Origin of the sequence: Allobosea sp. (genome assembly GCF_035944895.1) — a bacterium.
Classification (GTDB): Bacteria; Pseudomonadota; Alphaproteobacteria; order Rhizobiales; family Beijerinckiaceae; genus Allobosea.
On record NZ_DASZAT010000008.1, the window covers coordinates 464009 to 477046 of the forward strand.

The 13038-nt window shown below is 68.4% G+C and carries 13 protein-coding genes and 1 tRNA gene; 7 read left to right on the forward strand and 7 right to left on the reverse strand.

Translation table 11 applies throughout. From position 1 onward, the window contains the following. Window positions 1-200: 200 nt before the first annotated feature. The 4 genes from VGV58_RS13805 to VGV58_RS13820 all read left to right on the forward strand — a co-directional run bounded on the left by VGV58_RS13805 (window position 201) and on the right by VGV58_RS13820 (window position 5334). Window positions 201-3521: a helicase-related protein gene (locus VGV58_RS13805; protein WP_326874929.1), complete on the forward strand. Its 3321-nt coding sequence runs from the start codon at window positions 201-203 to the stop codon at window positions 3519-3521. Window positions 3522-3542: 21 nt separating this feature from the next. Next, window positions 3543-3854, forward strand: coding sequence for an RNA-binding S4 domain-containing protein (locus tag VGV58_RS13810; RefSeq protein WP_326874581.1), 312 nt, complete (start codon window positions 3543-3545; stop codon window positions 3852-3854). A gap of 158 nt (window positions 3855-4012) precedes the next feature. Then, window positions 4013-4348, forward strand: a complete 336-nt coding sequence (gene fdxA / locus VGV58_RS13815; RefSeq protein ID WP_326874582.1) for a ferredoxin FdxA — start codon at window positions 4013-4015, stop codon at window positions 4346-4348. 389 nt (window positions 4349-4737) lie between these two features. Next, window positions 4738-5334, forward strand: coding sequence for a CarD family transcriptional regulator (locus tag VGV58_RS13820; RefSeq protein ID WP_326874583.1), 597 nt, complete (start codon window positions 4738-4740; stop codon window positions 5332-5334). A 61-nt stretch (window positions 5335-5395) separates the two neighbouring features. Here the strand turns inward: VGV58_RS13820 and VGV58_RS13825 are convergent, their stop codons facing one another. From VGV58_RS13825 to VGV58_RS13835, 3 genes are all read right to left on the reverse strand, one after another. After that, window positions 5396-6265, reverse strand: coding sequence for a dienelactone hydrolase family protein (locus VGV58_RS13825; RefSeq protein WP_326874584.1), 870 nt, complete (start codon window positions 6263-6265; stop codon window positions 5396-5398). A gap of 72 nt (window positions 6266-6337) precedes the next feature. Next, window positions 6338-7813 carry a M48 family metalloprotease gene (locus tag VGV58_RS13830; protein ID WP_326874585.1) on the reverse strand — a complete coding sequence of 492 codons (1476 nt, stop codon included), beginning with the start codon at window positions 7811-7813 and terminating at the stop codon, window positions 6338-6340. Between the two features lie 6 nt (window positions 7814-7819). Further along, entirely contained in the window at window positions 7820-8602 is a 783-nt protein-coding gene (locus VGV58_RS13835) for a hypothetical protein (protein WP_326874586.1), read from the reverse strand. A 76-nt stretch (window positions 8603-8678) separates the two neighbouring features. Between VGV58_RS13835 and VGV58_RS13840 the strand changes: the two genes are divergently transcribed. Together VGV58_RS13840 and VGV58_RS13845 are read left to right on the forward strand one after the other, a co-directional pair. Next, window positions 8679-8755 (forward strand) — tRNA-Arg (locus VGV58_RS13840). 75 nt (window positions 8756-8830) lie between these two features. Then, window positions 8831-9343 carry a GNAT family N-acetyltransferase gene (locus VGV58_RS13845; protein ID WP_326874587.1) on the forward strand — a complete coding sequence of 171 codons (513 nt, stop codon included), beginning with the start codon at window positions 8831-8833 and terminating at the stop codon, window positions 9341-9343. Between the two features lie 17 nt (window positions 9344-9360). Here the strand turns inward: VGV58_RS13845 and VGV58_RS13850 are convergent, their stop codons facing one another. Beyond that, the gene (locus tag VGV58_RS13850) at window positions 9361-9549 is read right to left on the reverse strand and encodes a DUF3008 family protein (RefSeq protein ID WP_326874588.1); all 189 of its coding nucleotides are present in this window, start codon (window positions 9547-9549) and stop codon (window positions 9361-9363) included. A 229-nt stretch (window positions 9550-9778) separates the two neighbouring features. Between VGV58_RS13850 and VGV58_RS13855 the strand changes: the two genes are divergently transcribed. Beyond that, window positions 9779-10522, forward strand: coding sequence for an aspartate/glutamate racemase family protein (locus VGV58_RS13855; RefSeq protein ID WP_326874589.1), 744 nt, complete (start codon window positions 9779-9781; stop codon window positions 10520-10522). Here the strand turns inward: VGV58_RS13855 and VGV58_RS13860 are convergent. The 3 genes from VGV58_RS13860 to VGV58_RS13870 are packed head-to-tail and all read right to left on the reverse strand — an operon-like array spanning window position 10519 to window position 13010. Further along, window positions 10519-11244, reverse strand: coding sequence for a spermidine synthase (locus VGV58_RS13860; RefSeq protein WP_326874590.1), 726 nt, complete (start codon window positions 11242-11244; stop codon window positions 10519-10521). The genes VGV58_RS13855 and VGV58_RS13860 overlap by 4 nt on opposite strands. A gap of 6 nt (window positions 11245-11250) precedes the next feature. After that, window positions 11251-12486 (reverse strand): metal-dependent hydrolase family protein, encoded by a 1236-nt coding sequence (locus VGV58_RS13865; RefSeq protein WP_326874591.1) that lies wholly within the window; start codon window positions 12484-12486, stop codon window positions 11251-11253. A gap of 38 nt (window positions 12487-12524) precedes the next feature. Next, window positions 12525-13010 carry a DUF2938 domain-containing protein gene (locus VGV58_RS13870; RefSeq protein WP_414643968.1) on the reverse strand — a complete coding sequence of 162 codons (486 nt, stop codon included), beginning with the start codon at window positions 13008-13010 and terminating at the stop codon, window positions 12525-12527. Window positions 13011-13038 lie beyond the last annotated feature (28 nt).

Genomic DNA, 13038 nt, shown 5'->3' on the forward strand with positions numbered 1-13038 from the left:
TTCAAAATCTTGTGGTTTATGAATCGCTTGCCGCAATATCTCGCCGTGAACGAAACCTGATTCTGCGGGAGTCAGCGATTCGGCCTCGCTTCGTTCCGGACTCGTTCTGTTCACGGATCGGGTTGCCTTCGGGTGGCCCATCCCGGTAGGGCTGGCCCGGCGTTTCGCCGCGCAGGCTGCAGGAAAGCTCCAGCGTCTTGATCCAAACCCGCTCTCTTCCGCCCTCGCTCCGCGCCCGCGGCGTCACGGCGGTGCTCGGCCCGACCAATACCGGCAAGACCCATCTCGCCATCGAGCGGATGGTCGCGCATCCCACCGGCATGATCGGCCTGCCGCTGCGCCTGTTGGCGCGCGAAGTCTATCAACGCGTGGTCGATCGGGTCGGGCCCCATGCCGTCGCCCTCATCACCGGCGAGGAGAAGATCAAGCCCGAACGGCCGAGCTTCTGGGTCTGCACGGTCGAGGCGATGCCGCGCGATCTCGTGGTCGATTTCGTCGCGATCGACGAGATTCAGCTCGCTGCCGACCTCGATCGCGGCCACGTCTTCGCCGATCGCTTGCTCAATCATCGCGGCCGCGAGGAGACGATGCTGATCGGCGCCGGCACGATGAAGCCGCTGGTCGAGCAGCTCGTCCCGGGCGTCAACGTCGTTTCGCGTCCGCGCCTGTCCAACCTGTCCTTTGCCGGCGACCGCAAGATCACCCGCCTGCCGCGGCGCTCGGCGATCGTCGCCTTCTCGGCCGAGGAGGTCTATGCCATCGCCGAGCTGATCCGCCGGCAGAAGGGCGGAGCGGCCGTGGTGCTGGGCGCGCTCAGCCCACGCACACGCAACGCCCAGGTCGAGATCTACCAGTCGGGCGATGTCGATTATCTCGTCGCCACCGACGCGATCGGCATGGGGCTCAACCTCGATGTCGACCACATCGCCTTCGCCGGCGACAGCAAGTTCGACGGCCACCATTACCGCAAGCTGCATCCGGCCGAGTTCGGCCAGATCGCCGGCCGGGCCGGCAGGCATCTGCGCGACGGCACCTTCGGCACGACCGGGCGCGCGCCGCCCTTCGAGCAGGAATTGGTCGAGGCGATCGAGGATCATCGCTTCGAATCGGTGCGCCAGGTGCAATGGCGCAACTCCGATCTCGACCTGCGCTCGATCCCCGGGCTCCTCGACAGCCTCAACATCCAGCCACAGGAACCGGGGCTGACGCGGGCGCTGATCGCCGAGGACATGACGACGCTGGAGAATCTGGCGCGCGATCACGACGTCTCGCGGCTGGCGCAGGGCAAGCCGGCGGTGTCGCGGCTCTGGGAAGTCTGCGGCCTGCCGGATTATCGCAAGATTGCGCCGATGCAGCATGCCGAGCTGGCGACGACGCTCTATCTGCGCCTGATGCGCCATGGCCGGCTCGATCCGGACTGGTATGCCGGTCAACTGGCAGCCCTCGACCGGGTCGATGGCGAGATCGATACCCTTTCGGCCCGCATCGCCCAGGTGCGGACCTGGACCTATGTTGCCAACCGTCCGGACTGGTTGCCTGATCCTGAGCATTGGCAGGGGGTGGCTCGTCTTGTAGAGGACAGGCTGTCGGATGCTTTGCACGAACGGCTCGCCAGCCGATTCGTCGATCGGCGTACGAGCGTGTTGATGCGTCGCCTGCGGGAGAATGCGATGTTGGAGGCCGAAGTCACCGCGACCGGCGATGTCCTGGTCGAGGGTCAGCATGTCGGATTGCTGCAGGGCTTCCGTTTCACGGCCGACCCGAAGGCGGGTGGGCCGGAAGCGAAGGCTCTGAACGCTGCGGCGCTGAAAGCGCTGGCTGGCGAGCTTGAAGCACGCGCCTCGCGCGTCGTGCTGGCCGGCGACGATGCCTTCGTGCTCTCGCATGATGGGCTGGTGCGCTGGATCGGCGAGCCTGTGGCGCGCCTGACCGCCGGCGAGAAGGTGCTTGAGCCGCGCCTGCGCCTGATGATCGACGATCACCTGCCGGCCCAGGCCCGCGAGCAGATCGAGACGAGGCTGGCCGCCTGGCTGAAGCATCACGTCACCAAGCTGCTCGGCCCGCTGCAGATCCTGGAGAACGCCGAAAGCGTCAGCGGCATTGCCCGCGGCATCGCCTATCAGGCGGCCGAGGCGCTCGGCGTGCTCGAGCGCAGTAAGGTCGCCGAGGAGATGAAGACGCTCGACCAGGAAGGGCGGGCGGGCCTGCGCCAGCTCGGCATCCGCTTCGGCGCCTTCCATCTCTATGTCCCGGCATTGCTGAAGCCGGCGCCGCGCGCGCTCGCAGCCCAGCTCTGGGCGCTGAAGCACGGCAATCCGGAGACCGCCGGGCTCGACGACATCTCGCACCTCGCCTCCTCTGGCCGGACCTCGTTCCCGGCCAACAAGGAGGTCCCGAAGGGGCTCTATCGCGCCGCCGGCTATCGCGTCTGCGGCGAGCGCGCCGTGCGCGTCGATATCCTGGAGCGCCTTGCCGACCTGATCCGTCCGGCGATCGCCTATCGTCCCGGCGTGACGCTCGGCCAGCCGCCGGTCGGCGCTGCCGATCAGGACGGCTTCGTCGCCACCGGCGCGATGACCTCGCTCGTCGGCTGCGCCGGCGAGGATTTCGCCTCGATCCTGCGCTCGCTCGGCTATGTCTCGCAGAAGCGTCCGGGCCCGGCGATCACGGTGCCGCTCGCTGTTGCGCCCGCGCCGGCCGCGACCGCGCCGGCAGTCCCGGTGGAGACTGTCGCCGAGGCGGCCGACGCGCTCAACGAAGAGCCTTCTGCCGAGGTCGAGGCTGCCGCTGAAGGGGCGGACAGCGCTGTTCCGGCTGCCGAAACCCCGGATGCTCCGATCCTGACCGATGCGGAGATCGCTGCGGCTCCAGCTTCGGACGAGTCCGCCAGTCCGGTCGAACCGGTCCCCGCCGATGCGATGTCGACCCTGGCTCTGCCGGGCGACGAGCCTGCGGCGGAAGCTGCACCTCCGGCGGAAGCCGAGACGGCGGCCGAGCCTGCCGTGGCCACCGAAGCGGCTCCCGCGGCCGAGCCTGAGCTGATCGAGATCTGGCGGCCGCATCGCCACCAGGGCGGCCGTCGCCCCGAGCAGGGGCAGCGCGGCCGCCGGCCCGACCGTCGCGCCGGTGCTGCCGCCGAGGCCACTTCCGCTCCGGAAGGTGGTGAAGGCAAGCCGGGCGGGCAGCGTCCTCCGAACCGCAATCGCTGGCGCGAGGGTGGCTGGAACGGCCCGCGCCCGGCCGGCGGCGAGGGTGGCAGGCCTGCGGCGCAGGAAGGCGCTGGTCGCAATGCCCAGGGACGTGACGGGCGCCCCGAGCGCGGTCCGCGGCCCGAGTTCAAGCGTGACGGCGGCCGCCCCGGCGGCGGTCCGCGTCGCGAGGAGCGTGGCGGCAAGGAGCAGCGCTTCCAGCAGCCGGTCAGGCCGCGCCCGGCCGAGCGCCAGCCCGATCCGGATTCGCCCTTCGCCAAGCTGCTCGCCCTGAAGGCCCAGCTCGAGGGCAATGACGGGCGCAAGGGCTGATACACAGCGTAGGGAGGCTGCTTGCGGGACGATCGGCAACGCCTCGACAAATGGCTCTGGTTCGCGCGCTTTGCGCGAACCCGCCCCGCCGCTGTGCGGCTGGTGGAGGACGGGCATGTCCGGATTGCAAGCAAGCGCGTCGAGAATCCGGCGCTCGGTGTGAAGCCGGGCGATGTGCTGACGCTGGCTTTGCCGCATGCGACGCTGGTGGTGCGCGTCACCGCATTTGCCGAGCGACGCGGCTCCTACGAGCAGGCGCAGACGCTGTATGAGGTCCTGAACGGCGGCGAACGCGGCGATCAGTCGCTTGCGCCGGAGGAGCCGAAGGGATAACGCGGAAGCTGCGCGGGACGCGTCAGCGGCATCGCGAAGAATCTTCTCGAAACGCTTGTTTCGATGGAAGTTTGATCTCGTTTCCGGTCGTGACAGGGCCTTGAAACATTCTCTCGACCGGCTCTAAAGAAGCGCCGGCCGATTGGAAGGACAGCGCCATGACCTATGTGGTCACCGAGAACTGCATCAAGTGCAAGTATATGGACTGCGTCGAAGTCTGTCCGGTCGATTGTTTCTATGAAGGCGAGAACTTTCTCGTCATCCATCCCGACGAGTGCATCGACTGCGGCGTCTGCGAGCCGGAATGCCCGGCCGAGGCCATCAAGCCGGACACCGAGCCCGGTCTCGACAGCTGGCTGCAGCTCAATGCGAAGTTCGCCGCGAGCTGGCCCAACATCACGCAGAAGAAGGACTCGCCGGCCGACGCCAAGGAGTTCGACGGCGTGCCAAACAAGCTCGAGCTTCTGTCGCCAAATCCCGGCGACGGTGACTGAGGCTTACCCTCCGTCAGACTCGAATCGAGGTTAACCATAGCCGGCCGCAACGCGGCCCGGCGGTGTTTGCATTCCGTTTACCTTTGATTCGGCGCGATTTTTGTGGTATCCACAAGCCACAGTCGAGTTCGTTCCGCCTGCCCCTGCGAGGTCACACAAACGGGGCACCCCCTGAAACGACAGCAGTGCACCACCGGTCAGAATGCCCGGGGTGTGATTGTCTTCGTGTCTGGCGGTTCGCAAGAAACGATCGGCTGTGGGAGCGTGTTGCGCCGGAGACGAGCCAGAAGGCTTACCCGTCGTGTCAGGCAGAGTGCCGCCGGTCATCCCGGCCAGCGGTTGAAAGTCGCGTCTCCGCTCCGGCGGAGAGATGCAGGAGTCGAAACGGCATGTCCACTGCGAAGAAGACTGTTGTGCGCCAGGGCTTCAAGACGGGCGAGTTCGTCGTCTACCCGTCCCATGGCGTCGGTCAGATCACGGCGATCGAGGAGCAGGAAGTCGCGGGCTTCAAGCTCGAGCTGTTCGTCGTCAGCTTCGCCAAGGACAAGATGACCCTGCGCGTGCCCACCGCCAAGGCGGCGAGCGTCGGCCTGCGCAAGCTCGCCGACACCGACATCGTCGGCAAGGCGCTCTCGACCCTGACCGGCCGCGCCCGGATCAAGCGCACCATGTGGTCGCGCCGCGCCCAGGAATACGAAGCCAAGATCAATTCCGGCGATCTCGTCGCCATCGCCGAGGTGGTGCGCGATCTCTATCGCTCCGAGGCTCAGCCCGAGCAGTCCTATTCCGAGCGCCAGCTCTATGAGGCGGCGATCGACCGGATGACCCGTGAGATCTCGGCCGTCGAGGAGATCACCGAGACCGAGGCGCTGAAGAAGATCGAGGGTCAGCTCGCCAAGTCGCCGCGCCGCGCCGGCAAGGGTGAGGCCGCCGAGGCGGCCGATGCCGAGGATGGCGACGACGACCTGCAGGAGGAGGCTGCCTGAGGCAGCTTTCCGCTATCGGATAGGAAGAGCCCGGCGGAGCGATCCGCCGGGCTTTTTCATGTCAGGCGGCGCCCGTCTCCGCCCCCAGGAAAGCCACCGTCCGCTCCCAGGCGAGCTTGGCGGCCGCGGCGTTGTAGCGCTCGGCGCTGGTGTCGTTGTGGAAGGCGTGGTCGACCTCCGGGTAGACGATCGCCTGGTAATTGACACCGGCTGCCTTCAGCGCCGCCTCATAGGCCGGCAGGCCCTCGACCAGGCGGGTGTCGCGAGCGGCCTGCTGGATCAGCAGCCGGGCCTTGATCTGCGGCACCTTGGCGAGATCGGGGGAGCGGCCATAGAATACGACGCCGGCATTGAGCTCCGGGGCGCTAACTGCGAGGTCGTTGACCGCGCCGCCGCCCCAGCAGAAGCCGACCGCGCCGACCTTGCCGGTCGTATCCGGCCGGGCCTTGAGGAAGGCCAGCGCCGCGCGCCCTTGCGCAACGACATCCTCGGGCTTGAGCTGCGGGAACAGGGCACGGGCGGCGTCGGCATCGGCCGGCGTGCCGCCGAGGGGGGTGAGGAAATCGACCCCGAGCGCGCTGAAGCCGGCGAGCGCGGCGCGACGGGTGACGTCCTCGATATGCGGGTTGAGGCCACGGTTCTCGTGGATGACGACGACGCCGCCGCGCTTGGCCGGAGCCTTCGGCGTGACGAGATAGCCCTTGAGCCTGACGCCGCCGATCGTCTCGTCGATGCGCCTGCTCTCGATGCGCGCATCGTCGGCAGCGACCTGCTGGGCCTGGGCGTAGTTCGGCTCCAGCAGGGCGAGAGCCGCCTCGGCCGCGGCGGCGGAGCCGGCGATGGTGATCAGCCGGTTCATGAAGCTGCGCCGGTCGAGCGGCTTATGGGTGTATTCGTCGTAAAGTTCGACGATGCGGCGATCGAGCGCCATGGCTGCCTCCCTGTCCTGACGAAGGCCGGGAGGCTAGCACAGAGCGCGCGGAAAGCAGCGGCGCGCTGCGCGCTACTCGCTCACGATCTTGTAACGCTGGCCGGGCGTCAGCTTCGCATTGCGTTCCAGCCCGTTCAGGATCAGGAACTGCTCCAGCGGCCGGTCGGTCGAGGCCATGCGCTCGGCCAGGCTGGCGGGCGTGTCGCCTGCGCCAGCGGTGACGAGCCGGATCCGCAAGGGGCTGACCGATTGCGCGTCGCTGGCGCTGAGATTGCGGAAGCTGTCGAGCAGAGCGCGCATGGCGCGCTCGGGGTCGCTTTGCCCCTTGGCGGCGAGGATGAAGCGGTAGACACGCGGCCCGGCCTGGACCGCGGCGAGGCGGAAGGTCCAGTCGGCGCCCTTGCCCGAGGTCACTGCCGCCGGCAGGCCGCCAACGGTCAGCGATTGCACTTCGGCGGTGGTGACGCCGTCGATCCAGCCCGACGCCACGTAGGATTCCAACGTCTGGCCGGCCTTCAGTGCGACCGAGTCGAAGCGCAGCGCCTGCGAGCCGTCATTGCTGACGCCGACCACCATCTCGCGCGCGGCCTCCAGTTCGAAGCCATCGGGTGCGGTGAAGGCGATGCGCAGGGCGCTGTTGAGATAGCGGCGGCCACGCACGACGCCATCGGCTGGGTCGTCGCCGAAGGCGACGCCGTCGACAACGCTCAGCCAGCGCGCAACGTCGCGTTCGCCAAGGCCCGGCGCGCCGATCTGGCGGGCGCCATTGGTGACGGCGGCGACGCGCTCGGGCGTCGAAGGATGGCTGGAGAGGATGTCGAGCTTCTTGTCGCCGCTGCTCTGCTGGCCGGCCCGGAAGCTGGTGTTGCGGCCCAGAGAGACCAGGAAGCGGCCGGCGCCATAGGGGTCGTAGCCGGCGCGGGCGATGTTGCGCACGCTGATCTGGTCGGCGGTGAGTTCCTGCTGGCGCGAGAAGCGGGCGAGCGAGAGCTTGGAGCTCTGCTGGACGGCGGCGCCGGTCGTCGGATCGTTCAGCACCTGCGCCACGACCTGGCTGACCAGCGCCGATTCCGCCTCCATCTCGGCGCGCTCGACGGCGTGGCGCGCGGTGACATGGGCGATCTCGTGCGCCATCACCGAGGCGATCTCGGAGGAATCGTTCGCCAGCGCAAGCAGCCCGCGGGTGACGTAGAGCCGCCCGGTCGGCAAGGCGAAGGCGTTGACGATCGGCGAATTGAGGATCGTCACCTCATAGGTGCCGATCTGGCCCTCGCCGGCCTTGGCGAGGCGGGCGATGATCGCCTCCAGCTCGGCCTTGACCTGCGGGGCGCGATATTCGCCACCGAAGGCAGCCAGCAGGCGCTGATGCTCGCGGTCGGTGCCTCGCTGCAGGCTGGCGACGCGGGGTGCGGGTTCGCCGCCCGGCTGGTTGAGTGGTGCCAGGACCGAGTTCTGGTCGCCGAAGCAGGCCGCCAGCAACAGGGCCGGCAGCAGCGTGGCGACGAGGCGTCCCCGGATCGGCTGACGATGTCGCTGAACTCTCCGCATCGGCCCCTAATCGATCAGCTCAAGTGCACTACGCGTCTGCGCCTCGATCAGGAGGCCGTCGCGCCCCTCGACCACACCGCTGACGCGCACGCGTTTACCCGTCAGCGACGAGGCGGTCCAGCCGCTGCGCTGCAAGTCACGCCACAAAGCGCGCGACAGCACGATGCTGCCGCCGGCGCCGCGCCGTCGTTCGAAATTGAGATAGGTCCGCTGCGGCCGTTCTCCGACGGCAGCGATACGCCCTTCGACCACGACGATCCGGCCCGCCTGCGCTTTCATCGCGATGGCATCATGGCCGTCGATGACCGGCAAGGCCACTGCGGCAAAATTGCCCTGGGTTGCGGCCGGCGCGGGGCTGCCGGCCTTGCCCGCCATTACCGGCCGCGGCTCGGCCTTGCGCCAGAGCTCGTTGCAGGCGGCGAGGCCCGGCTCGGGCAGGCGTCGTGCCGCACCGGCAGCGAGAATGGCGGCGCTCAGATCGGGCTGGCCGGCGAAGGCGGTGGTGTCTTCGGTGGCAAGGAGGCGGGCTGGGAGGCGCCCCCAGCGATCCGTCGCTCCAAGCGGGGCCAGCCGGAATTCGTGGCCGTGCCAGCGCGCGAGCTGTGCGGCGAAGCGCTCGCGCTCGGTGTCATTCTGCCGCGGCGCCAGCCCGGCAAGCCTGACGGTCCGGCCGTCGGCGAGCAGCGGGTCGCCATGCCGGTCGAGGCCGGCGAGGCGGACAATCTCGGCCTCTTCCGCCGTTGCGCAAGCGTCATCCGCGGCCTGCGCCATGGTGGCCGAGGCCGCCATGCCGAGGAGAACCGGCAAGATCGTTGCAAAGGAAGGCTTCACCCGCATCGGCTTTATGCTAAACGCAAGGACGTGCGTCCCGGTAGCTCAGCAGGATAGAGCAACGGTTTCCTAAACCGTAGGTCAGGGGTTCGAATCCCTTCCGGGACGCCAGTTTTCCGTTTCCGCTGTACAGGTCGGCTACCGATCCGATCGGCCGCGCCGCCGCTGGCGATGCCGAGGTCGACCTTGCTTTCCACCGCACCGCCGACGATTCGGACCGAACGCCTGATCCTGAGGGCGCCGGTTGCGGGCGATTTCGCCGATTATGCCGCGTTTCTCGCCTCCGAGCGGGCGCAGCATATGGGCGGCCCCTATGACCGGCGCGGCGCCTGGGGCTTGTTCTGCCATGACGTGGCGCAATGGGCGCTGTTCGGCCATGGCGCGCTGATGATCGACCTGCCAAGCGGGGTTTGCGCCGGGCAGGTCGGTATCAATCACGGGCCGCTCTTCCCGGAGAAGGAACTCGGCTGGCTGATCTATGCCGGGCATGAGGGGCAGGGCTATGCCAGCGAAGCTGCCATCGCCCTGCGCGACTGGGCCTTCGGGCAGCCCGGTATCGAGACGCTGGTCAGCTATGTCGATCCGCACAACCGGCGCTCGATCGCAGTGGCGGAGCGCCTAGGGGCGCATCTGGACGCCGGCGCCGACAGGCCGGACCCCGGCGATCTGGTCTACCGGCACGAGCGGCCGGCCAGATAGGCCAGCCGGCACCTGGATCAGTACTTGGTCACGTGCTCCGGCTTGCCCTTGCGCTTGGTCGAGGCCATTTCGTCGAGCTCTTTCTCCGTCATCGACCTGGCCATCGACTTCGAGGCACCCTTGAGTTCGCTCTTGGGGATCTCGCCACGCTTGGCGGCGAGTGCGGCACCGGCCGCCTTTTGCTGTGCCTTTGATTTGGCTGGCATGGTCCATCCTCCAATGTGAGGGCTGTCGAACCTGCAACCCGAGCACGGGGCGATGGTTCCGGAGCGGGCGGTGAGCGATGTCCCCAAGCCGGCCCTGACCGCGTGACGATCATGCGAAGAGTGCGGGCCCGTTGCCCTTGCCGTGGGGAAACAGGCGCTGCAAAGCTCAGGGGCGCTGCCTCGGAGTGATCATGCGTCCGGGGGGCCAACCTCGCCCGTTGAGATTACCTTGCGCATCCTCGTCCTCAATCCGAACACCAGTCCCGAAATGACCGAGCTGGTCCTGCGCGTGCTGGCGCCGATGACACCTGCCGATGTCAAGCTCGTGCCGGCGACCGGCCGCTTCGGCGCGCGCTACATCTCCAGCCGTAGCGCCGGTGCCATCGCCGGCCATGCCGCGCTCGATGCTTTCGCCGAACATGGCGCCGAGTGCGATGCGGTCTATCTCGCCTGCTTCGGCGATCCCGGGCTGATGGCGCTGAAGGAGATCGCCGAGGTCCCGGTCGTCGGCATGGCCGAGGCGGCCTGCCGACAGGCGGCCCTGCAGGGCGGGCGCTTCTCGATCGTCACCGGCGGTGAGCGCTGGGGGCCGATCCTGACCGAATTCACCGCCGCGCTTGGTCTGGACGGCCGGCTGGCGGCGGTCGAGACGGTGGCGCCGACCGGCGGCGATATCGCGGCCAATCCGGACGGTTCGATCGCGCTGCTGGCCGACGCCTGCCGGCGGACAGTGGAGCGCGACGGAGCGCAGGCGGTGATTTTGGGCGGTGCCGGGCTCGCCGGGCTGGCGGCGCGGGTCGAGCCTGATGTTGGCGTGCCGGTGATCTGCTCGGTCCAGGCCGGTTTCGCGGCGGTGCTGGACGCTGCGCGCAATCCGCCGCAGAAGCCGGTTCAGGGCGATCTCGCGCTGCCGGCGGCGGTACCGACAATCGGGCTTTCCGGCGGTCTCGCTCGGCTGCTGGGCGAGCGCTAGCGCCGCCTTCTTCCGGCTGGGCGAGGTGACTCTGTGGCAGCACCGTTTCCATGCGGGGCCGCCAGCCAGATCATGTGCTTGGCGCCGCCAGCCCCGGCACGGGCACGCACCGTCTTCTCCTCGACGGTAAAGCCGGATTGGCGCAGGCGCTGGGTGAAATTGCGGTCCGGTCCTGCCGACCAGACCGCGAGCACGCCGCCGGGCCGCAACGCTGCCTTCGCATGAGAGAGGCCGGCATGGTCGTAGAGCCGGTCATTGGCCTCGACCATCAGCCCGTCCGGTCCGTTGTCGACGTCGAGCAGGATCGCATCGTAGCGGCCCTGACCTTCGCGGATGGCCGTGGCGACGTCGGCTTCGCGCAGCGTGACGCGCGGATCGTCGAGGCAGCCGGCGAAGATCGGAGAAAGCGGGCCGCGCGCCCAGGCGATCACCGCCGGAATCAATTCGGCGACGACGATCTCCGCATCCTTCGGCAGCGCGGCGAGCGCAGCCCGCAGCGTGAAACCCATGCCGAGCCCGCCGATCAGGAAGCGCAGGCCGGGGCGCTGCCCGGTTCGCTCGATCGCGAGCGTTGCAAGCGCCTCTTCCGACCCCTTGAGGCGCGAGTTCATCAACTCGTTATGGCCGAGCGTGATCGAGAACTCGTCCTCGCCGCGGCGCATGAGCTTCAGCGTGCCGCCGCCGGGGATCGGGGCGGCGTCGAGCTGCGTCCAGGGCTTCATGCGCCTTCAGTCCAGCCGGGCGCGCTTGATGAAGGCACCGGCCTTCATGATGACAGGCATGTGCCGGCCCTGGCGGGTCAGCAGCGACAGGTCCTGCAGCGGATCGCCATCGACGACGATCAGGTCGGCATAGGCGCCGGGCGCGACCGTACCGATCTTGCCTTCGAGCTTCAGCAGCTTGGCCGCGACATGGGTGGCAGAGCCGATCACCTCATGCGCCGGCAGGGCCCGGCCGCGAATGACGAACTCCTCCGACTGGTGGCGGTGCATCTCGCCGAGCAGGTCGCTGCCATAGGCCATGGCGAGGCCGGCCTGCTTCATGATCGCCAGGGATTCCATGCCGGCGGCGCGGACGAACTCGACCTTGGCGACGGAATCGGGCGGGAAGCCGAGCTTGCCGCCCTCGCTGGCGAGCTTGTCATAGGTGACGAGGGTCGGCACGGCGACGGCGCCGTTCTTGGCAGCGAGCTTGGCGGTCTCGGCCTTGATCAGGTTGCAATGCTCCAGCGAGTGCACGCCGGCCTCGACGCAGCGGCGGATCGCCTCGTCGGTATAGACATGGGCGGAGACATAGGTTCCGGCCATGCGAGCCTCCTCGACCACCGCTTCCAGCTCGCCGACGGAGAAGCCGAGGAAATGGATCGGGTCGGTCGGCGAGGCGCAGCCGCCATTGGCCATGATCTTGATGAAGTCGGCGCCGCCCTTGAGTTCCTCGCGCGCGGCGCGGCGAACCTCGGCCTCGCCATCGCAGATGCGGCCGAGCGCGCCGAGGCGATGGCGCGTGGCGGGTGCGAGCCGGTCGTCATAGCGGCCGCGGAAATCGGCATGGCCTCCGGTCTGGCTCAGCGCCTTGCCGGAGATGACGAGGCGGGGCGTCGGGTAATCGTGCTCCTGCGTCGCCTGCTTCAGACCGAAATCGGCGCCGCCGACATCGCGCACCGTGGTGAAGCCGCGCAGCAGCATCTCGCGCATGATCACCAGCGAGCGCACGGTGACGAGCGAGTCGGGCAAAGCGGCATTGCGGCCGAGATCGGCAAGGCCGGCGATGACGTGGACATGGGCGTCGATCAGCCCGGGCATCAGTGTGCGGCCCTTGAGGTCGACCACCTTCGCCTTGTCGGAGCGGGCTCTCTTGCCGACCTCGCGGATCAGCCCGCCCTCGACCAGGACGGAGACCGGAGCTCCGCGCTCGGGCGCGGTGCCGTCGACGATGCGGGCATTCTGGAACAGGGTCGCGGCCATGGGTTTCGTCCTTGCCTTGAAAGTTCGGGAGGTGCCGTTCAGCGCATCAGCAGCGCGGCGAGCCAGAGGCCCAGGCCGAAGACGACATGGTTGATCAGGCCGATCAGCCGGACCTGGTTGGCGTTGGGGCGCTTGCTGGCAGCGAGGCCGAAACCCATGCCGGGCTGCAGGATGAACCAGCCGCAGCCGACGGTGACCACGCCGACGATCAGGGCCGGCAGCAATGTCGGGTTGCGGGCCCAGTCGAGGCCCCAGAACAGCAGCACGATTCCCGCGAAGAGGGCGCCGACCAGATAGTGCATGATCCAGCCGATCGCGAGCTCGTTCGAGACGGGCGGCGTGTCGGCGATGGTGTCGTGCATGAAGCGACCGCGCGGCAGATAGGCGAACCAGCGCCCGACCATCGCCCAGTTCGCCAGCGGGAGGCCGAAAGCGCGATTGAGGAAAAGCGCCCAGATGTCGAGCAATGCGGTGGCGCCGATGCCGATCGCGAGCGAGCGGCCGATCACTTCGAGCATGTCCATCCCCCAGGTCGCGAACCGCGCCGCCGGC